Source organism: Paenibacillus woosongensis (assembly GCF_030122845.1).
Lineage (GTDB): Bacteria > Bacillota > Bacilli > Paenibacillales > Paenibacillaceae > Fontibacillus > Fontibacillus woosongensis_A.
In genome coordinates this window covers 881,591-902,971 of record NZ_CP126084.1, presented here as the reverse complement: position 1 = coordinate 902,971, position 21,381 = coordinate 881,591, and the positions used below count along the sequence as shown (strand labels likewise).

The window sequence follows — 21,381 nt, the reverse complement described above, 5'->3', positions numbered from 1 at the left end:
CAGATTTGTGACTTTTATCTCATCTGTGTTTGGCTATACTTTATTATACATTCATAAAGGAGGAAAGCAACTTAAAGTCTGGCGGCTCCTCAATTCCCCCCTTGCGAAGAGCTTACATCTACCGGAAAAACAGAAATAAAAGTCGTGCCAATTCCTTCCTTCGACCGAACGGTAATTTCCCCGCCATGACGCTCCATAATGCTCAGGCATAACGGAAGGCCCAATCCGGTTCCTTTTTCCTTCGTCGTATAAAAAGGGGCAAACAGCTTCTGCTGCTGTGCGGGAGAAATCCCCGCCCCCATATCTGTAATGTACAGCTTGACGCCGTCTTCGTCCAAACGCGTGCTCACCGTCAGAAGTCCCTTCTCCCCCATCGCTTCCATGCCGTTTCGGGCCAAATTAAGGATCAGCTGCTTGATTTCCTTCGGATTTAGGTAGAGCATGGGAACGCGCTCATCCAGTTTGACCTCGATGCTCTGCCCGCGCAAATTGGCATCCGCCCATAACAGCGGTTTCAGCTCTTCGATAATGTGATGCAGGCTGCACAGCTCCTTCGTAACGATCCGGTTTTGTGCCAAAGCCAGAAAATCATTGATGATGCTGTTAGCCCGGTCAAGCTCCTCCATCACAATCCGGTAATAATGATCCAGATCATTTGCGCTCTTCTCGCGCATCAGCTGCAGGAAACCTCTGACCACCGCCATCGGATTGCGGATTTCATGGGTGATTCCGGCCGCCATTTGGCCGACAAGACTCAGCCGCTCTACATGGATCAGCTCCATCCGCAGTGTCTCGAGTTCGGTAATATCCTGCACGATAATTACTACTCCGGTTACATCGTTGGTGCGCCCATCCATGATCGGGGAGGTGCTCGTGAAGAATACTTTCTCCTCTTTTTGCAGCAGCTCCGTCGTCTTGACGCCCGCCATCAACGTCTTCTCAACCCGCGAAGCGACCATGCCTATATCGAGTCCGCCGCAATTCCCGCCGAGCTTCCTGCCAATTAAGTCCTCCCTGGTCGCAGAAGGATGTTCATTTCGGTATAATTGAAGAAATGTGTCATTCACTGAGACAAGGCAGCCCTGACGATCGATCAAAATAATATTTAGCGGAGCGGCATCCATGATCTGCTGCAATTTGTCCGTTTCTCCGATATATTTCACCGTTAGCTCCGCCAGCTGCCCCCGCAGCTGCTCCATCTCCATTGCGCTCTCCACGTAATAGTTATACAAGCAGCACACGATGGCTGCGGCAGCCAGATGGAGAATGACAGCAAAAATGAGGTCGGAAACACGAGGCTGCTGAATGCTGCCGGACAACAGCGGAGAGACCACAGCCGCCATTTGACCCGCAGCGAACCATAGAAACAGGACGACTGCCTTGTCGTGACGCTGCATGCTTTTAAACCGCCTGGACAGTATCAAGATGAAGGGATACAGCGCCAGTCCCGATTCCAGCAGCAAGCCCGTCAAATTGTCATTAACGGCATACAGCGGGAATAAGGCTACCCGAAAGACAGCCACAGCGAGGCCCGTACGCAGTCTGCCGTATAACAATAGTGCAAATAAGGGCAGGCTGCCAAATTCCATGGGAATGACATCATGATATGGGCGGGAGAACAAGGCGCAAAACAGCACGCTCGCAGCGCAAAGAACCGCTAGCATGATAGAACGGGTCGTTTCCGGGTCCTGTCTTGGGGACAGCAGTCCGGGTTTACTCCCTTTCCGGGATATTAACGGAAACAGGAATGCTGGCAAACCGGCAATTAGAACTTGCATCACAATCTCTTTTACTGCATCCAAGTTCTCCCTCCTCAGGCGGGAAATACTATACTAATTTCGATTAAAGCATAGCCGACAAAGTTTTACAATATTTCATGTTTAATGAAAATCATTTCTGTGCTTTTATTCGAAAAATAGTCTAAAAAGTACAAATGAAAGGAACGTCCTATGAGCAAATATGATGTCATCGTGATCGGAGGGGGCCCTTCGGGGCTCATGGCCTCTATCGCCGCAGCGGAGCAAGGCGCAGCCGTAGCGCTCCTGGACAAAGGGGACAAGCTGGGGCGGAAGCTGGGAATTTCCGGCGGAGGGCGCTGCAATGTAACGAATGCAAAGGAAATCGACGAGCTGATTACCTACATACCGGGAGGAGGGCGCTTTCTGCACAGCGCCTTCTCCCTGTTCAGCAATCGCGATATTATTGCTTTTTTCGAGGGGCTCGGCATTGCGCTTAAAGAGGAGGATAACGGAAGAATGTTCCCCGTGTCCGACAAAGCGAAAACCGTGGTCAACGCGCTGATCGGCAAGGCCAGATCGCTGGGTGTTGAACTGCTCGTGCACCATCCGGTTCAGGAAATCATTTATGCGGAAGGCCGCGTACAGGGCGTGAAGCTGAGCTCCGGAACAATATTCAAAGCCCCGGCCGTCGTCGTAGCCACCGGCGGCAAGTCGGTGCCGCATACCGGATCGACTGGGGACGGCTATCCATGGGCCGAGGCGGCAGGACATACGATTACAGAGCTGTATCCAACCGAAACACCGATCGTCTCCAAGGAACCGTTCATTACGAGCCGGGAGCTCCAAGGGCTCTCGCTGCGGGATGTGAAGCTGTCGCTCATCGATCCGAAAGGCAAAACCGTCATCGCTCACCAGGGCGATATGATTTTCACCCATTTCGGCTTGTCCGGACCGATCGCCCTGCGCTGCAGCGGTTTTATCCGGGGCGTCAAGAAGAAGCACAACGTATCCCAGGTCACGATGTCCATCGATTTGTTTCCGAACAAGAAGGCAGGAAGCTTGGAGCAGGACCTGCGGCAGCTGGCCGCAGCTGAGCCGAAGAAAGCGCTCAAAAACGTGTTTAAAGGCACTATTCCCGAACGAATGCTTCCCCTGCTTTTTGAACGGGCCGGCCTTCCCGGGGAAACGACCTATGAGCATTTGCCGAAGGAGGCATGGCTTGCCTGGATTCAGCAGCTCAAAAACTTCACCCTGCAGGCCAGCGGAACCCGACCCTTTGAGGAAGCCTTCGTGACGGGAGGCGGCGTGCATCTAAAGGAGATCAACCCGAAGACAATGGGTTCCAAGCTTATGCAAGGCCTGTACTTCTGCGGAGAGGTGCTGGATGTTCACGGTTATACCGGCGGCTACAACATCACCGCAGCCTTCGCCACCGGCTATACCGCGGGCCATCATGCAGGTAAAAGGGAGTGAGCCTTGGCTCGCTCCCTTTTTTTGGCGTCCCATGCTTCGAACATACGCATACTGACCGCTGCCACACACGGACAACCCCATTGACCTCACCTTGCAGAACTTACTTATAAAAAATTTCGGCGACAACAATCGAAGCCAACAATATAATAAGGACATATCCCGCCCAAATTTTGGATAAACCATGAACTTTTCTGTTTTTATTCAAGTTTTAAATATGAAAACCGTAAATTGTGATAAATTATATTTTTAAAAAATCGGCAGTCCTCTAACATGATAAGTGTGAAGCAATCGCGAAGTGATTCTACTTTCTATGGCTTTATGAAAATATAGATTAAGGCGGGATGATGATGTTGAAGACCGAGGAGCGCGGAACCGATTTATCACTGCACTTGTACCGGGTATTTGCCAAGTCTTTCAAAAGTGTCAATGAACATGCCGTAACGGGAAGCAAAATTCAAGGCTTCAATCCGACAGCCTTTGCCGTGCTGGAGGTACTCTACTACAAAGGGCCCCAGCCCATTCAGCAAATCGGGGCCAAGCTGCTGCTGCAAAGCGGCAACGTCACTTATGTCATCGACAAACTGGAGGCGGCGGGGTACTTGCAGCGTCAGCCTTGTCCGCGGGATCGGCGGGTCATCTTTGCCGAACTGACTCCGAAGGGAAATGAACTGATGAACAGGCTGTATCCGGAATTTTCCGAGCGGATTGATTATGCCCTGAGCGGTCTGAATCAGGAAGAGAAGCAGCTTATGATTACGCTGCTGAAGAAAATGGGCCGAGAGGCCGAGAAGCTCGCGCCTCTTGCCCGCAAATAATTGAACTGTGCGGAGTTCGGGCGTAAGTAGTTTGACACTGCACTGAGTTCGAGCGCAAATAGTCGGCACTGCGCAGCGCTTGAACCAAGCACAAAAAGGCTGCATCCGTCCGCCAGGCGGGGAGCAGCCTTTTTTGTACCCTTCAGCAATCGTTCCTAGATTATGGATTGGTAATGCGTTGAAGCGCCTGTGCGCACTCGTGAATATGCCGAACGTAATCCTCGGTCAGATTCTGGACTTGCTCGGACTGCTCATTCACCGTCGCTCCCTCTCGCTCCACATCTACCAGCTCCACCTTCACTTCCCGCCGGTCCATATAGGTGCACTGAAAGTCAAAAGAGTAATCCTGACGCCCTTCCGCGTTGATATGTATCCGCAAGCCGTAAGGGTCGGCAAGATCAGCCTGGACGATGGATGTATCTCCCGGACTCAGATACTCCGGCAACTGCTGCTGCCAGGCCTTGACTAATGTTCCTTGATCGACGAGCATTTCCTCATTCATCCTAACACCTCCCCTTTCAGTTAAGGTGTGTCAGATGCCGCCTATTTTATGCATGATCCTCTTCGGCAGCTTGAGGCGCGCGGTTTCTCAGCCCGAATACCGAGAGCACCCCGGCAACCGCCAGCACGGCCATGACGATGAACAGCGTGTGCAGGCTATTTTGCAGCACATGCTTGAGCTCGCTCCACAGCTCCGGTGACAGCCCATGGACCTTCTCCGGAGACAGCAGGTTGTTGATGTCGTCTTGGGATACCTCAAGTCCGGACGGTGTTCCAGCCGAAGTCTGGGCCACAATGCGCAAGTTGATCAGCGTGCCGAACACGGCAACCCCGATCGTCTGCCCGATCGATTTCGTAAACGTGTTGAGGGCGTTCGACGCTCCCCTCAAGCTGTAGCCGACCGATGACTGTGCAATGATCGTATATACCGTAAAAGATAAGCCGAAGCCGACGCCGTACATTGCGTTGAAGAACAGCAGCAGGTAAAGCGGCGTATTCTCCGTCATAAACGCGATTCCTGCCGCTCCGATGGCAATCATCACCATGCCGCTCAAAGAGGTGTAGCGGGAGCCTTTGCTGATAATCCAGCGCGCGCCATATACGGAGCCAAACAGCCAGCCAATCGACATCGGTGCTAGTATGAGCCCGGACATCGTGGCATTCTTCCCCAGCACTCCCTGAACCCAGAGGGGCAGATAGGAGGTCAGGCCGATTAGCAGGGCGCTGCCTACGAGACTCGCGAGATTAGAGTAAGCGATGTCTTTGACTTTAAACAGCTTCAGCGGCACAAGCGGCTCTTCCGCCCGGTTCTCTATGATCAGAAACAGAGCAAGAGAGATGACCGCGACAGCCATGATAGCCAATAGCCACGGCGAAGTCCAGGCAAACTGCTGTCCGCCCGTAGCCAGCCCGAACAAAAGTGCCGTGACCCCTACCGTAAAGGTGACCGCACCGCTTATATCGATTTTGACCTTGCGCTTCTCAATGTTCTCATGCAAAAACTTCATTATAAATATTAACGATAGCAGACCGAACGGGACATTAAAGCCAAACACCCACCGCCAATTGAAATAATCGACGACGTACCCGCCCAGCAGCGGGCCGACGAGCGAGGAGATTCCCCATACCGAGCTGATCATGCCCTGAACCTTCGCTCTTTCCTCGATGGAATAAATGTCGCCGATGATCGTAAACGTGACCGGAATCAGTGCACCGGCTCCGATCCCCTGCACCGCACGGAACAAAATCAGCTGTTCCATGCTCTGCGAGAGTCCGGATAACAACGATCCCGCCAAAAACAATACGGAGCCGATAATAAAGACGGGCTTTCTGCCATAAAGGTCGCTCATTTTGCCGAAAATCGGCGTGGAGACAGCCATCGTTAGCAGATAGGCAGTAAATACCCAGCTCAGCAGCGCCACTCCGCCCAATTCGCCGACAATCCTAGGTCCGGCCGGCCCGATCACGGTGCCTTCGATGGCCGCAAGGAACGTGGACAGCAATAAGCCGCCCAAAATATAATTTCGTTTCAATGGCTTGTTCAAGGGGAAGACTTCCTTTCAAGTGAAAGTATGTAATCTAATAGTATATAGGAAGCCCCTATAAATTGAAAGAAGCAGGCTACGCCCGCAGCCTGCCCTTCTCCATCGTCCAGATCGATAAATCCTCACCCGCAAAGCATTCGGGCTCATGGGTAATGATAATGACAGATGCTCCCTCATCCACTGAGCGCCGGCATAATTCAGCCAGAATCCTGGCTCCCCTGTAATCCGCCCCGGCGGTAGGTTCATCCAGTATATACAGCTTCTTCGGCACAATCATCGCTGCAGCCGCGCTGAGCAGGCGCTTCTCTCCGCCGCTGAGCAGATACGGGGAATCATCGGCTCGCCCGGCAAGCCCGATCAGCTGCAGAAGCTCCGCGGCACGTTCGGCGACATGCTGCGGCAGCTGCTCCCCCGGCTTCAGGCGGAGCTGAAAGCGCGGGCCGTACAGAAGCTCCTCCAGCACCGTAGCAGCCACGAACTGGTGCTCCGGCTGCTGAAAGACATATCCGATATCTGCGGCGAGGTCGTACAGCTTCAGCTTCGCAGCGTCCTTCCCTCCCCACCATATCGTTCCACGGGGAGGAGATAGAAGACCCATAAGCAGCCTGGACAATGTCGTCTTGCCTGAACCATTGTCCCCGCAGAGCAAGCGCCACTCCCCGGCGCCTAGCGTCAGGTTCACATCCTGCAGCACCGCCGGCCCGGCTTTGCCATAGGCAAAGGACAGGCCTTGGATCTGAAGCAGCGGCGCGCTTGCCGATTCGTGCTGGCGGCGGTAAGCTGCGGCTGGGCTTATGGCGACGGGGGCTGCCCTTAATGGCAGCTCCTCTGCTTGCGGCAGCGCCCCTGGCGCAGCTCCCAAAGCCTCCTGCGGCAGCACGCCCAGCTCGGCCAGGCGCGTACGCTGCGTGCTCAGCAGCGCTGCCGTCGGCCCGTCGAGCGCGACGCTGCCGCCGTCCATCACAATGAGCCGCGGCGCCGCCTGCGCCAGCTCGTCAAGCCGGCCGGACACCGTAACGATCGTCCGGCCCTCCCCATGCAGCTGGCGCAGCAGAGCCAAAAACCGCCGCCGCGCTGTCGCGTCCAGACTCGCCACCGGCTCGTCGAACACGAGCACCGGCGGCGCCAGCGCCAGCACGGCCGCGATGGCCGTCCGCTGCCGCTGGCCGCCTGACAGCGCATGAACGCTGTCATGGCGCCGCTCAGCGAGATCCACCGCGGCAAGCGCGTCCGTGACCCGTTCATCGACCTGGGCCACGTCCAAGCACAGATTCTCGGGGCCGAAGGCGACCTCGTCCTCCACCCGGCCCTGCACCAGCTGAGCGTCGGGATCCTGGAACACGATCCCGATACGCTGTACCACCTCAGCAATGGTGGCCTCGGCCGGATCAAGCCCGTCCACTAGCAGAACGCCTTCGCGGCATCCCCCGCCCGCCCGCGGCAAGTAGCCGCTGAACAGCTGAGCGATCGTCGATTTCCCGCTCCCGCTGTGGCCGGTAATCGCAACCCACTCCCCGGTGCGGATTGCCAAAGTAACATTCTCTACCGCCGGCTTCCCGCCCGCCTCATAGCGAAAGGTGACGCCCCGCAGCTCCAATGCCGCTGTATCCATCGCTGCCCCCAATTCCATCAGCCCTTGCTGGCAACAGCAAAGCGCCGGAGCAACCCGCTTCGAGCCAAGGCGTCTCCCAACAGCTTAGTGAGCAAGCCGCACAGCACTACGCCGCTAAGCGTGCGGACAACGAGGGCGATCAGCAGAATATTCATTCCCCATTTCGTGTATCCGTACATTTGCGCGGCGACAAAAAACCAAATCGGCACCATCGCTCCCCCGGCCAGCAGCATCACCGGCCAACCCCAATTGCGGTATTTGAAAATCGCGAAAATCAACTCCGCAATAACCATGTAGCAGGCCGCAGCCGCAAAACATGAAACGATCCCGTAGGCGGTTCCCATGAAGGATTGAACAACCGCACCAATGCTATATGTAATGACCGCGGTTCCCGGTTTACGAATAATATAATAAGCAAGAAGCCCGTAAATCATATATAGCCCGGTTATCGTGGAGGTCAGCACCGGCCCTCCAATACTGTTCAGCGCCTGATTGACGGGAGACAAATATACCGTCATGACCGCATTCGCTGCGGCCAGCATCGCCATGAGCACGATATCCATCGTCGTAAAGGCGGCGAAGACTGTTCTTGCTGCATTCCCTTTGTTCACTGCAATCTTCCTCTCGTTTTCTAATTGTTAACCACATACATGAATTTAGGTTAACAATTAGAATTCGTCAAGACTTTTTTTAAACGAGCATCAGAATCAGCAGGGCTGCAACGCTGGCTGCGGAAACGACATAGCCGCTTACCCCCATCTCCACCTCACGAAGATAAGTGCGGTTTCTATAAGCCCCAAAACCCTTGCCATCCATTGCCCCAGCGGTCTGCTGCACGCGGCGAATCGCCCCGGCAAAAATCGAGAACAAATGGCTGCGCCACATTTGCATACGTTCCGACATACCGACGGGGGCACGTCCGCCGCGAATCCGGCGTGCAGCCCCGGAAATTTTAGCCTCAGCCTCCAGCAGGGGCAGGAACGTAAGCGCCATCGACACGCCAAACAGGAAGCGGTAAGGCAGCTTTAGACACTGGGCCATAATGACGATAAAATCCTTGGGGTCCGTGGATTCAATATAAATAAGCGACGAGAGGAATAAAACCATCATGCGCAGTGTAATCGCCGCCCCATACAGCACCCCGCCTTCCGTAACCGGAATCGGCCCCAGACTGAAATAGACTTGTCCTTCCGCTGCAGATATCGAGGTTAGAATAAACAGCGGCAGTCCGAAGCCTGCGATAAATAGGGCCCGCCGCCCAAGCCGCGCAGCATTCATGCCCGCTCCAGCCAAAGCCGCCGCCAGTACGAACAGCAGCATCACGGCCTGCGGAAACGGCCGATCGATGCTCATCGCCAGAATAGCCAGGCAGAACAGGGCGATCAGCTTGCTAAGCGGATCGAGCCGCTGTAACGGGAATTTGCTGTCCCTGTTGTGTTGCGTCACCATGCTTTCCCCCCTGAATAGTATTCCTGCCTAAGCAGCGAGAACATCAATAGATCCACGAAGCCTTCCTCCGTTTTCTGGTACTGCCGCAGCAGCCCTTCCTCAGTGAAATCAAAGGCTTGCAGCAGTCTTTTGGAAGCGGCATTGCGCGGATCCACCAGCGCTTCGATCCTATTCAGGCCTATCGTCTGATAACCGTATGACAGCAGCATGCGCATCGCTTCGGACATATAGCCGAATCCCCAATATTCGCGGCCGAGATCATATCCGATTTCCCCGCGGTAAGCCCCCGACAGCTCCCAAACGTTAAAACCGCAGCTGCCGATCAACTGTCCTTCCTCCTTCAGTTCGATTCCCCAGCGCAAGGTGTCCTCGCTTTCCGACAGCCCGTTAAGCAGTTGAATCATTTCCAGAGTATCCTCCACCGAAGCAAACGGCGGAACGTTCATGTATTTAACAACCTCAGGATCGCTCCAGAATAGGAACATCCGCTCCGCATCCGACTGCTCCATCCTTCTCAGGCGAAGCCTTTCGCTCTCAATGACAGGGATATGCCCCCCGCATCTGTACATCCATAACCCTCCTTTAGTGACCCGTATATAGCTAATCACAAACTGGGATGACGAGTCAAAGATATTTTATTCCCCCTATCCTTTGTAAAATTTTTGGAGGTTCTTCGATTTTCTTGGCCTCGTTTCGGTGATACTATAGTGACAAAGAGATCAAACAGGAAGGAATATAGGAGGATACCTGCACATGGTTTACACCGTACTAGTCGCTATTGTACTGGTAGTTATACTGGCTGCCAGTTTCTTGACGCGTTTTGGCTTTCGCCAAATTACGCAGATGAAATTGCAGACATACGAGAATATATTCGATTACCTGGAGAAGACAGGAATTTATTCGCGGGAGCGTTTTGAAACACTCGACAAAAAGGAAGTGAAAGTCACCTCCAAAGACGGGCTTTCCTTGAGCGGCTACGTTCTAGACACCGATCCTGATTCGAAAAAATGGGTGATTATTGTCCATGGCTACACCGTATCTTCGCATGTATCTGCGCAGTACGTGGACATGTTCCAACAGGAGGGGTTCAATGTCCTCCTCATTGACCAGCGCCGGCACGGCAACAGCGAGGGAACATACACCACCTATGGATACCACGAAAAATACGATGTGCAGACCTGGGTCAACTGGCTGCTGGACCATTACGGCCGCAACATTACGATCGGCCTGCACGGCCAATCCTTTGGCGGAGGTACCGTTCTGGAGTATCTCTCCATTGCGCATCCCAACGTCAAATTCGTAATCGCGGATTGTCCATACTCCGATTTAACGGAGCTGATGCGCTATCAATTGCAGGTACTAAACAAAATCCCCGCCTTCCCGCTCCTCTCCCTGATTGACAGGCAGCTGGAACGGAAGGCGGGGTTTAGGTTAAAACAGGTAAGTCCGCTTAAAGCGGTTGAGCAAAGCTCTCTACCCGTTATGTTCGTGCATGGTACGGAAGACCGGTATGTACCTACCCACATGAGTAAAGATCTCTATGAACATAAGCCGGAGCCCAAAAGATTGCTGCTTGTGGATGGAGCAGTGCATGCGGACGCCTACAGCGTCGATCCGAAACGGTATTCGGAGGAAGTGCATTCCTTTATCCGCGAAGCGCTGGCTACTCCAGCCGCAAAATCCTGTTTGCCAAGCATTTGATTCTGAGCTTGTACGATATATTTATCGAGGCGCTGGCTTAATTCCAGCACCGCTTCACTGCTAAAATTGCTATTTCCAGCAGCATTCATTAACTCCGCTCGCAGGTGCTCGATGGTGTCCATCAGTTCCCCGCTGACTTTGGGGCGATTGGTGGCCCGGCCCATGCTCTTCAGTGCCTCGTAAGCCATAAGTTCACCTTCTCTCTACTGGTCTACACCATCATAACCCATGATGACAAAAAACATATATTGAAAAATAGAAAAATTTTAACAGTATTTGTCGATCTTTAGGAGATGAGAGAGGCCAGGGGACGCATCATCCCCTGGCCTTTCAAATTGAACTTTCTATGCCTGAATCGTTAATCATCCTCCGGCCGGCGGACAATCTCCAGCCCCTCCACATGCCTCTTCCGCATCAGTTTGCTTTTCTTCCTGTTCTCCTTCGTCTCAAAGACAATATCCATATCATAGTCTTCCGGATACAGCTCCTCCTTCTTGATATACGGCTTCAGGCGCTTCCTGTTCACTTTGCACTTCTGCTTTTGAATCATGACGCCGACCTGCCCCCGGCTATCCTCTGCCGCGAAGACGATGCCAATTTTACCGTAAGCGGTGACCCACACAGCGTCCCCAACTTCAAACACGGAGCGTTGCGGTTTTTCAGCAGCGGCTTCATCTGAGGAGGATTTGCCAATTGCGCTACAATTTTCTTCCGTATATCCTGCATTTGTCTCTTGCCGGTCTTCTTCTGCCTCAGAATTCGTATACCCGTCCTCATGGTGCTCTGTCTCTGCTTCGGATTCTTTCTTGGTATTTTTATTACACGGCCAGTATTCCTGTCCATCTAGCAATCCCCCAGCTGATGCAGCGCCTTCCTGCTGAGCCGCCATTTCCCTTGCACGCTCAATAACGCCGGAATAGATTCCGAGGTTACTGGCGATTTCGATCGCATAGCTCTGTCCCGCCTGGCCAATCGTCAGGCGATACAGCGGCATCAGTGTCTCCGGGTCAAATTCCATTCGCGCGTTCTGGAAGCCTTCCGTATGCGAAGCGAACGTCTTCAGCTCGTTAAAATGCGTCGTAACCAGGACAGTCGCCCCCCTGCGGCTAAGCTCCTCGAGAATCGCCATCGATAAGGCGATGCCCTCTCCAGGGTCGGTTCCCGCAGCCAGCTCATCGATCAGCAGCAGCGCGTCCGGACCCGCTTCCTGTATCATATGGACGAGACTGCGGATTTGCGCGGAGAAGGTGCTTAAGGACTGCTCTAAATTTTGGCCATCGCCGATCACAGCCATAATGCGGCTGTAAATGGCAAAGCTGCTATTGGTCCCCACAGGGACAAGCAGGCCCGATTGCACCATTAATGCGAGCAGACCGAAGGTTTTCAGCACAACGGTTTTGCCGCCCGTGTTCGGACCGGTAATAATAAGCGTCCTGTAGGCAGAGCCGATTTCCAGATCCAGGGGCACCATCGTTTTGAGCAGATGCGGATGCCGGGCTCCGGTAATTCTGCTGGCTCCGTTTTCACTGATCCGGACCGCCGTTCCCCCGATGGCAACCGCATATTTCGCTTTGGCGAAAATGAAGTCATACGTCCCCGTGATCTCAATATTTTGCGACAGCTCGTGGGCCTCCCTCTCTACAAGCTCTGTCAAATACCCCAGTATTTTCGCTTCCTCACGCGCCTCGTCTCCTGCCAGCACCTCCAGCTCGGCCTGCAGCGATGCGACTTCATCCGGCTCCACGAACACCGTCTGCCCGCTCGTGGATTGATCCAGCGTCCTTCCCTTGACCTGTTTGTAGTAATCCTTCTTTACAGGGATCACATACCGTCCGCCCCGCATGCTGACCAGATTTTCTTGCAAAATGGAAGCATGCCTGGACATGACTGCCTGCAGCTTCTTCTGGACTTTCTCCTTCAGCATTCCCATCCTCCGGCGAATTCGGTCCAGGTCGCGGCTCGCCCCATCAAGAATGGCGCCATGCCGGATGCAGCGCAGTATTTCCTGCTGAAGCTGGGCCAGCTCGTACAGTGAGGCGGCATATAAGCCAATCCGCGGTGCGAGCGCTCCTTTGGAGGCCATGTACTTCTTTAGCTGGCCGCAGCTGTACAGAAACGTCTGAATCGCGGTAAAATCCTTCTCCGTGAACAGATAACCTGTACCGAGCAAGGACATGACCGTATCAATGCCCTCCAGCGAAGGCAGCGGAACGCTTGCCCCCGTCAAGAGCAGTTCCTTGGCTTCCGCCGTCTCCTCAATCGCCTGCTCGATTTGCGCTCTCCGTTCCATCGGAACCAGCTTTTGAATGCGCAGCCGCCCTTCATAGGAGACCGCGTAGCTGGCCATTTCCTCCTTAATGCTCTCGTATTCCAGCATGCCGAGTGTAAATTGTTCCACCATTGTGTCAACCTCCGTTACTTTCCCGTTCATGATTTGCACAACAAAAAAAGGGCGTAAGAATGCACATAGCGCATCCTTAGCCCTTGATTCCTCGCTGCTATATACCTTCCGAAAACAAAAAAACCGCGCTGAACTACAGCACGGGATTCATCCTCGATAGATACAAACAGCAAAAAGGCGCTGTATGATGTCCTGCGTGTTCTTAACTAAATTACCAGACTGCAATTTCGGGTGCACGAAACCTAGCGCACGCTGCGACAGCAACGGCACTTCTTCCGTTCGGATTACAGTCTATATGGAATTTATTAGTTAAGAACGGTCACCAACATCAAAATCTCTCCTTTTGCGAGGTTAATTCTAATTTACCAGCTATTACGGCCCGTAGTCAATGACCAGCCGCTTTCAGCGACATTTTCATCTCCCTGTAATATGAGGTATTATATTAAAGTATTTATACACTATGTTAACGGAATGTAATCGGCATGCAGCCGACTTGCACTTCCGTCTATATTTTGAAAGGAAGGGAACAAGGTGTCCTTAGTACATCGCATTCGTCGAATCCATACGAAGCCGTTTGTTTTTTTCTCCATTATTATGATTTTGAAAATCTATATCGCTTGGCTCGCCATCTTCGACGGGGTACAGCCCTGGGGGCCATTGCTGAAGGAAATCCCGTTCATTTGGGTCACGTTCTCGCTGATCGAATGGTTCTCATCCAAGCGCAAAATCGGCATTTATCTCGCCGTTAATCTCCTGATTACGGCCGTTCTGTTCGCTGCGATTATGTATTACAAGTATTACGGCGTCATCGTTACTTATCACGCGCTGCAGCAGGTCAATCAGGTTACCGCGGTCAAGAACAGCGTCTTTTCATTGCTCTCTCCGCACTACCTGTTAATTTTTCTGGACATTGCGGTTTTGGCCTTCTGGCTGATGCGCAAAAAACGAGCCCACAAACTTAAAAGCTTCTTCAATTTAAATCGGATCAGAGGAAGCGTGGCTGCCGTAATCTTTGCGGTCTCCTTGGCGCTTTGCATCTTTAATATTTGGCCAAACCGGGCCAGCATGAACGAAATCAAGCAGGCGGAGCAAATGGGGATTCTCAACTACGAAACGTACGCCATTTTCAAAAGCAAGGAATCCGAGCTCACCGACAAGAAAGAAATTACGCAGGCTAAAATCGATCAGATTAAGGGCGTTACCGCTCCGGTTGCGGAGCCTGCTCATTTTGGGGCAGCCCAGGGCAAGAATGTGATCATCATTCAAATGGAATCGTTCCAGAATTTCCTGATCGATTTCAAGCTGAGCGGCCGGGAAGTGACTCCAACGATGAACAAGCTCGCCAAGGAAAATACTTATTTCAAGCATTTCTATCAAATGGTCGGGCAGGGCAACACTTCTGATGCCGAATTCGTGGTGAACACATCCTTCTATATTCCTTACAACGAAGCGGCTACGCAGAATTACGCCTACAAACAGCTCCCAAGTCTGCCGAAGCTGCTGAAAGACCAGGGCTACGATACGGCCACCTTCCATACGAATGTGGTTGACTTCTGGAACCGCCGTGCTTTGTACGAAGCGCTCGGATTTGACCGCTTCTATGATAAAGCGTTCTTCGGAAGCGAGGATACGGTCTTCTTCGGCCCTTCCGATGAGGTGCTGTACAAGAAAACAGCCGATGAAATTCAAAAAATGCATGACGCAGATCGTCCGTTTTACGCTCAGGTGATATCCATGACCGCACACCATCCGTTCACCCTGCCGGAGGAGAAGCGCTTATTCCCGCTCCCTGAGCGGTATCAGGACAACATGGTCGGCGACTATATTCAGGCGCAAAATTACGCAGATCAAGCGTTGGGCGAATTTATCGACGATCTGAAGCAGCGGGGCATCTGGGAGGACAGCATCGTTATCATTTATGGCGACCATCTCGGGCTGCCGATGTACTCCCTGGACAAACAAGGCCTGGAACTGATGAAGGAAATCTACGGCAAAGAATACAGCTATATCGACATGATTAACATTCCGCTGATCATTTCGGCGCCTAACGTTTCCGAGCCGGCAGTCGTCAATACGATCGGCGGTCAGGTCGACGTATTGCCAACTTTGGCGAATCTGCTCGGCCTATCACTGGACCAGCATATCCATTTTGGCCAGGATCTGTTTAACCAGACCTATAACCTTTTGCCGCAGCGCTACTATTTGCCTTCCGGGTCATTCCTGAATGATAAAGCTTTGTTCGTGCCAGGCATCGAGTATCAGGACGGAATCCATTTCCCTTATGACGGTAACGGATCTCAAGCTGCGCAAAATTTATCTGCGCAAAAAGAGTATGACCGCGCGCTGCAGCTGCTGCATCTGTCCGACAGCTACGTGCGTCAGCTTCCAGACGTACCTGCAGAATAACTTGAACAAGCGGGCGATTCTTTCGCCCCTTCCTGATAAAACACAATAAGCGGCTGCACATTCGTGTGCGCCGCTTATTGTGTTGTGCAGATTATGATGCATTCCAGAGCTTTCCTGTATTTAGGCTGCCTGAAGCTCTGCTTCTTTCATCCGCAAAAATTTCCGTTTGCGCCAGCGGACGTAGCAGAAGATACTTCGGATATATTCATCCGCAATCATGCAGCCGTAAATGGCAACGATCCCCCAGCCGAGTGAAATCCCTAGCAGGTACGAGCAGCCGGTAGCCACGACCCACATGACCGTCAGCGACACGTACATCGTATATCTCGTATCCCCTACGGCATTCAGCGCGTTCCCGAGCGTCATGTTCAGGACTTTGGCCGGCTGCAGCGCCAGATTCAGCCAGAGCAGCGATCCGCAAATCAGCAATATTCCTTCATCCTGCGTAAACAGGCCTAATATATGTTTGCCAAACAAGACCAGTAGCCAGGTGTTGATAATGACCAGCGGCAGCCCTGCTGACAACGAGCGGTACACCGCCTTGTAGGCTTCCTTCGTCCGGCCTGCCCCGTATAGATGGGCGATCTGTATCTGTACGGCAAGCGCGAGCGAGAACCCAAGCAAAAAACAGAAGGTTTCCAGGGTGCTCATGTACGTTCTTGCCGCTAGCTCCATGGAGCCGAGCGTCGCTATGAAAGAATAAATAACGAGCTGCGAGAACACCCAGCTGCCTGAGTTGACCCCTAGCGGCCAGCCGATGACGAGCACTTCCTTAAACAGTTTGCGGTCGAACAGGGAGATGTCCCGGAAGCCGATTCTCCGTTCGAAGGCAACGAGGAAAATAAGGAACAGCATGACCGTCGCCAGCAGACGGCTTGTTACCGTGGAAATGGCCACCCCGGTCAGGCCGAGCTGCGGAAATCCAAGCTCTCCGAAAATAAAGCCATAGTTCATCACAATATGGATCATGTTCATTGTTACTGCAATGTACATTGGCCCCTTCGTATTGCCGGTGTTCCGAATCGCGGTGCTTAGCGCAGACATCAGCGCGGTCAGGATCATTCCACCGCCGACGATCGAGATGTACGGTATGGCTAGCCGCATCAGTTCCTCAGGCAGCTGCAGCATTCTCGCGATAGGGCCGGGAACTGCCACGAGCATCAGGCTCAGGCCCAGGCCGATCAATGCCGTCACTTTTACCGAAATGACAGCGACTGTTCTGGCGTCTTCCTCGCGCCTTGAGCCAAGCTTCTGGGCGATGACGATCCCGGCTCCGCTCGCGACGGTAGCAAATAGCGTCGTCAATGCATTGAACAGCTGATTGGAGAAGCCGACAACCGCTACGGCGTCATCTGAGATTCGGCTCACCATCAGCGTATCGACGGCGCCCAGCAGGAATTGCAGGAACATTTCAATGAAGATCGGCCAGGTCAGAACCCAAAGGCCAAATTTACCTTTCTCTCTACTCCGTATTTTTTTCATTATTACAACCTCCAGTATGGCGGAGAAGATATCAACCATCCGTAATATAACTTGTAAAAGCCGTTATAAAAGTCCCGTTTCGCTTTCGGACGGGGCTTCGCTTTAAGCTGGCGCAGGCTTCCAGCCGCAGCGTTCCTCCGTTCCTTCAAAAGCAATCCAGGATGCAGATGCCTGACAATCATACTTTTTAACTAACTTTTAGCATGAGACACATTATAGATGTTATATTGGAATGGATGTATCACTCAACCAACTGAATCTTTAAATATTCAAACTTGAATGCAATTGTACTAGGAGGTAGTTCGCATGTCTGTCATTCAATTTACGGTTCCTCCCCTGCCCCATTATATCGCCAGCGGCTTGTCTCTGCTGAGTGCGGGACAAAAGCATCCCAGCCGCCAAAATATCGATGTGTTCGATCTACTTTTCGTTGACAAAGGCTGCCTCTACATGGGCGAGGAAGGTCGCAGCTATGAAGTCAGCGAAGGGCATGCGCTTATTTTGCGGCCGGACAGCTATCACTATGCGGTAGCCGACTGCAAGGAGGATACGCTGTATCATTGGGTTCACTTTCAAACGAGCTCCAGCTGGTCCATCGAGACGGAGAGGTGCGGCGAGCATTTCTGCTCAGGCGACGATCGTCCGGGATATATGCCGGCATCGGCTTTCTCAACGTGGACATTCAGCGTGCCGATCCCGCAATTTACGAAGGTGGTTCAGCCGCAGAAGCTGAGCGACACCATTACGGAGCTGACCGATTTGAACCGGAGCCTGCATATCTCCGGCGCCAAGCTGCGACAGCAAATGCTGTTTCAGGAAGTGATCTCCCTCCTGTCCGCCTCTATCGGCATGAACGGACCGTCCCCCCAATCCATTTGCGCGGAGCGGGCCGCCTCGTATTTAAGGGAGCACTACAAGGAACAGTTCTCGGCCAAGCGGCTCGGCGAGAGCATCAACTTTCATCCGGTCTATATCGCCCGCTGCATGCAGAAGGTCTTCGGCTGCTCGCCTGCGGCCTACCTGCAGCGCTACCGGATCGAGCAGTCCAAGCTGCTGCTGCTGCAAAGCAATTATACGGTAGAGCGGATCGCTGAGGAGGTGGGGTTTAACCATCCCGCCTATTTTACCGCCAGTTTTACCAAAATAGAGGGGCTGTCGCCCCGCAAGTATCGTCAGCGCTTTGCCTGGATTAATCAGTAATGGCTCTGACGACAAAATGTGACACGATTCTTTGCTATAGCTGATTAACTCTACTATAATTCAAGTAGGTCTCTGCTATGATTCATTATGACCAAAACCTATTACTGGGGGAAATGCGTTGACACAAGTTAAAATATTCGCGGACAGTATTTCTGACGTACCGAACTCTTGGATCGAACAGCATGATATCGGTATCGTTCCGCTATATGTCGTGTTCGGTGAAATCGCTTATAAGGACAAGCTTGAAATCACCACAACCGACATTTACCGCAGGGTGGATGAAGGCGGAGAGCTGCCCGGGACGGCAGCGCCTTCGCCGGCTGATTTTGTCACAGCCTTCGCGCCCTGCATCGAGCAAGGACAGGACATCGTATTTATCAGCATGTCCTCGAAGCTCTCTTCCACCTATCAGAACGCGCTTATTGCTGCAGAGGAGTTCCCGGCTGGACGTGTAAGGGTCGTTGATTCGATGCACGTATCCGGCGGCGTCGCGCTCCTTGTCATCAAAGCGGCTTTGGCGGCAAAGGACGGCGCCAGTCCGCAGCAGATCGTCGAGCTCGTTGAGGAGTGGCGCGAACGCGTCGAGATGGAAGTGCTTGTGGACAGCCTTGATTATTTGCACAGGGGCGGCCGTGTCTCCAGCGTTCAGCATATGATCGGCAGCCTGCTCAAAATTCGCCCCGTGCTGCGAATCAAGGATGGCTTCGTCATTTCCGCCGATAAATATAGAGGCAAAACGGAGAAGGCTGTTCAGCGGATGCTGCAGCATCTCCTCGACAATTTTCACAAGATCGATCGTGATTTAATTATCGTGGCCCAGACGCTTGCCGAGAAAGCTGCGGGTTACATCCGGACAACGCTGCTGGAGCAGACGGATGCAAAAGAAGTGGCCATTATCGAAGGCGGCTGCGCAATTTCCTGCCATTGCGGCCCGCGTACCGTTGCCATTATGTACATGCGCAAAGCTGTCCATGCCTAGTATTCGCTTGGCGGATTTTGTGGAACTTTGCTGAATTTGATATTGCCTTGATGGACCGCTGTTTTCCCGGTTTGATTGTAATGGCCGGTAAATAGCGGTCTTTTTGCTATAATAGTACTCGAAGCGAAGCTGCTTCGACATTGCATATGGAAACTTTTCGAGCAAATACTACGTAATATCTCATAATAAGGAACTCCTATTTTGAACGGATGACACCGGAGGTGAAAAGAGAATGAAGCAAGGTTTAATGCGCATCTTCTCCGTCGTATTGGCGGCTGTTTTTTTCGCCGGATTAACCAATGCCTCCCGCACCGAGGCGGGATATTTCGACGATTTTTTCAAAGGTGTAAAGGTGCTGTCCGAACTCCCTAATGATATCCATGAAATAAAAGAAAACTATCAGGTCACCCTGGACAAGCTGGAGGAAGCGCAGGGGACATTGGAAGCCTACCGTCAGCAGAACGAAGAGCTCATGGCCAGCAACAGGGAGTTGGCCGCAACGGTATCCGCTTTGACCGAAGCCCAGGAAGTCCGCGATGCCAAAGCCCGCAAAACGCGGATCATGTTGATTACGGGCGCCGCTCTTCTTGCAGGTTATTTCATTCTCCTTCGCGTGATTCGCGTTGTGTTGCGGAGGTAATTCCCCTGGCAGAACTCAGGAGATGCACTGTTTTATGTTCAATAAGAATAGGAACGGATGCTGATATAGCGATCTAAGGGGTTGTAAATTTGTAAAACCTTGCAGATAAGAACGCGGTTCTGAGAGGCTTGGTATCCGGTTGTAGAGCTGCTTAAACTTGGTTTTCGCGAGTGCTTGAGGGGAGAAAGGGGGAACACGATTGAACATTGAGTATAATAACGAATCCGCCCTGCTGGCCGGGCAGGCGGTTACCTTTCATTTGCAAGACGGGGAGATCGCCCATGTGCTGCATCCGGGGCAAATTATCGCCTTTCGGGGAGCGAGCAGCCTGCGGAGCGACAAGCTGATGAACATGAAAGGAATGTACCGGAAACGCAAGCTGATCCGTGCAGATATCCAGGGCCCCTGCCAGTTCGTAGCCTCCCTCCCTCCTTCTGTTACGATGAAGCCGATTGCGCTTACAGCGGGGAGCGATTTGCTGTACGATTTCAAGCATTTGTTTTTTTATACTGAAGGCGTGCAAATGGAAACCCGGATTCTCAGCATGAAAAACATGCTGATCACCCGCGATGCAATCAAGATGAAATTCTCGGGGGAGGGCCTCATCGGAATCCTGACGCAAGGCCAGGTGCTGGAACTGCCGCTTGATCCCGTGGAACCGATCTACGTGGAGGCAGGCAGCGTCATCGCTTACCCAGAGAACGCCAAGCTGGAGCTGTCCGTTTACGGTAATCATCTCGCCAGCCAGCATATGCGCTACCAGTGGAAGATGACCGGACGCGGCCATGTTCTTATCCAGGCCGGCTCTGGCAATCGCGAGCTGGAACGCGATTTGCAGAACGAAGATGGCATCGTGAAGCGTTTCTTGCGCGAGGCCATCCCCTTCGGCGGTGTCTTTATCAAGTAAGAGGCTCAGACGGATGGGTGAGCTGCGCTAACAAGCTCTGGCCAAGCCGGTCAATGGCTGTACACTACCGTCGGTTTCTGCCTTAGGGCACAGAGAGTTGTTCGTAAGTACTGAGACGGAGTAAGTACCGTGAACAAGGTATTGGTGAAAAGAAACTGAGCAGGCGCTGGCGTGAGTAAATTTAGTAACTGTAGTAGCTGTACTTGAGTAACTGAGCATCGTAAACGCGGTTTGAGTAACTGGAGTTGCTGAGCATCATCGTAAACGCGGTTTGAGTAACTGGAGTTGCTGAGCATCATCGTAAACGCGGTTTGAGTAACTGGAGTAACTGTTGCAGATGTAACTATAGTGGGAACGGTATCTAGGTTACAGATGAGCTTTGCGAATGCTAACGGACATGAGATCCGCTATTTGTGAGGATACACCCGTTTGACATAGCCTAACGGACAGAGAGGCACCTATTTGCCATAAACCTCCTCATTTCCACTCTACTTTAGCGATATAGCGGAACCTGTGTCCGTTGACCTTAGTT

General features: G+C 52.6%; 18 protein-coding genes. 8 read left to right on the top strand and 10 right to left on the bottom strand.

From position 1 onward, the window contains the following. Window positions 1-89: 89 nt before the first annotated feature. Window positions 90-1,802, bottom strand: a complete 1,713-nt coding sequence (locus tag QNH46_RS03960; RefSeq protein WP_283927024.1) for an ATP-binding protein — start codon at window positions 1,800-1,802, stop codon at window positions 90-92. Window positions 1,803-1,949: 147 nt separating this feature from the next. Between QNH46_RS03960 and QNH46_RS03955 the strand changes: the two genes are divergently transcribed. Both QNH46_RS03955 and QNH46_RS03950 read left to right on the top strand, forming a co-directional pair. Further along, window positions 1,950-3,212 (top strand): BaiN/RdsA family NAD(P)/FAD-dependent oxidoreductase, encoded by a 1,263-nt coding sequence (locus QNH46_RS03955; protein ID WP_283927023.1) that lies wholly within the window; start codon window positions 1,950-1,952, stop codon window positions 3,210-3,212. A 347-nt stretch (window positions 3,213-3,559) separates the two neighbouring features. Beyond that, window positions 3,560-4,027: a MarR family winged helix-turn-helix transcriptional regulator gene (locus tag QNH46_RS03950; protein ID WP_283927022.1), complete on the top strand. Its 468-nt coding sequence runs from the start codon at window positions 3,560-3,562 to the stop codon at window positions 4,025-4,027. Between the two features lie 160 nt (window positions 4,028-4,187). Here QNH46_RS03950 and QNH46_RS03945 read toward each other — a convergent pair whose 3' ends face one another. The 6 genes from QNH46_RS03945 to QNH46_RS03920 all read right to left on the bottom strand — a co-directional run bounded on the left by QNH46_RS03945 (window position 4,188) and on the right by QNH46_RS03920 (window position 9,702). Beyond that, a complete protein-coding gene (locus tag QNH46_RS03945; RefSeq protein ID WP_283927021.1) occupies window positions 4,188-4,529 on the bottom strand; it encodes a hypothetical protein in 342 nt (113 codons plus the stop codon). Window positions 4,530-4,575: 46 nt separating this feature from the next. Then, window positions 4,576-6,060, bottom strand: coding sequence for an MDR family MFS transporter (locus QNH46_RS03940; RefSeq protein WP_283928342.1), 1,485 nt, complete (start codon window positions 6,058-6,060; stop codon window positions 4,576-4,578). Window positions 6,061-6,148: 88 nt separating this feature from the next. Beyond that, window positions 6,149-7,684, bottom strand: a complete 1,536-nt coding sequence (locus QNH46_RS03935) for an ABC transporter ATP-binding protein (protein WP_283927020.1) — start codon at window positions 7,682-7,684, stop codon at window positions 6,149-6,151. Window positions 7,685-7,701: 17 nt separating this feature from the next. Further along, complete coding sequence (locus tag QNH46_RS03930; protein WP_213595101.1) at window positions 7,702-8,247, bottom strand: ECF transporter S component; 546 nt, start codon at window positions 8,245-8,247, stop codon at window positions 7,702-7,704. Window positions 8,248-8,374: 127 nt separating this feature from the next. Continuing rightward, window positions 8,375-9,133: an energy-coupling factor transporter transmembrane component T family protein gene (locus QNH46_RS03925; protein ID WP_283927019.1), complete on the bottom strand. Its 759-nt coding sequence runs from the start codon at window positions 9,131-9,133 to the stop codon at window positions 8,375-8,377. Continuing rightward, on the bottom strand, window positions 9,127-9,702 hold the full coding sequence (locus QNH46_RS03920; RefSeq protein ID WP_283927018.1) for a GNAT family N-acetyltransferase: 576 nt from the start codon (window positions 9,700-9,702) through the stop codon (window positions 9,127-9,129). Before QNH46_RS03920 ends, QNH46_RS03925 begins: the two co-directional genes overlap by 7 nt. Before the next feature lie 184 nt (window positions 9,703-9,886). On the opposite strand from QNH46_RS03920, the gene QNH46_RS03915 reads away from it, so the two are divergent. After that, complete coding sequence (locus tag QNH46_RS03915; protein ID WP_283927017.1) at window positions 9,887-10,834, top strand: alpha/beta hydrolase; 948 nt, start codon at window positions 9,887-9,889, stop codon at window positions 10,832-10,834. On the opposite strand, the gene QNH46_RS03910 is transcribed toward QNH46_RS03915, so the two are convergent. Then, complete coding sequence (locus QNH46_RS03910; protein ID WP_283927016.1) at window positions 10,735-11,022, bottom strand: aspartyl-phosphate phosphatase Spo0E family protein; 288 nt, start codon at window positions 11,020-11,022, stop codon at window positions 10,735-10,737. The two genes, QNH46_RS03915 and QNH46_RS03910, sit on opposite strands and share 100 nt — an antisense overlap. A 170-nt stretch (window positions 11,023-11,192) precedes the next feature. After that, complete coding sequence (locus QNH46_RS03905; RefSeq protein ID WP_430691917.1) at window positions 11,193-13,232, bottom strand: endonuclease MutS2; 2,040 nt, start codon at window positions 13,230-13,232, stop codon at window positions 11,193-11,195. A gap of 534 nt (window positions 13,233-13,766) precedes the next feature. On the opposite strand from QNH46_RS03905, the gene QNH46_RS03900 reads away from it, so the two are divergent. After that, window positions 13,767-15,641 (top strand): LTA synthase family protein, encoded by a 1,875-nt coding sequence (locus QNH46_RS03900; protein WP_283927014.1) that lies wholly within the window; start codon window positions 13,767-13,769, stop codon window positions 15,639-15,641. A gap of 120 nt (window positions 15,642-15,761) precedes the next feature. Here the strand turns inward: QNH46_RS03900 and QNH46_RS03895 are convergent, their stop codons facing one another. Next, window positions 15,762-17,123: an MATE family efflux transporter gene (locus QNH46_RS03895; RefSeq protein ID WP_283927013.1), complete on the bottom strand. Its 1,362-nt coding sequence runs from the start codon at window positions 17,121-17,123 to the stop codon at window positions 15,762-15,764. A gap of 306 nt (window positions 17,124-17,429) precedes the next feature. Here QNH46_RS03895 and QNH46_RS03890 point away from each other — a divergent pair, with 306 nt between their 5' ends. The 4 genes from QNH46_RS03890 to QNH46_RS03875 all read left to right on the top strand — a co-directional run bounded on the left by QNH46_RS03890 (window position 17,430) and on the right by QNH46_RS03875 (window position 20,849). After that, the gene (locus tag QNH46_RS03890) at window positions 17,430-18,323 is read left to right on the top strand and encodes an AraC family transcriptional regulator (protein WP_283927012.1); all 894 of its coding nucleotides are present in this window, start codon (window positions 17,430-17,432) and stop codon (window positions 18,321-18,323) included. A 118-nt stretch (window positions 18,324-18,441) separates the two neighbouring features. After that, window positions 18,442-19,302 (top strand): DegV family protein, encoded by an 861-nt coding sequence (locus tag QNH46_RS03885; protein ID WP_283927011.1) that lies wholly within the window; start codon window positions 18,442-18,444, stop codon window positions 19,300-19,302. Between the two features lie 232 nt (window positions 19,303-19,534). Next, window positions 19,535-19,942, top strand: a complete 408-nt coding sequence (locus QNH46_RS03880; protein ID WP_283927010.1) for a hypothetical protein — start codon at window positions 19,535-19,537, stop codon at window positions 19,940-19,942. 199 nt (window positions 19,943-20,141) lie between these two features. Next, complete coding sequence (locus QNH46_RS03875; RefSeq protein ID WP_283927009.1) at window positions 20,142-20,849, top strand: AIM24 family protein; 708 nt, start codon at window positions 20,142-20,144, stop codon at window positions 20,847-20,849. The last annotated feature ends 532 nt before the right edge of the window (window positions 20,850-21,381 follow it).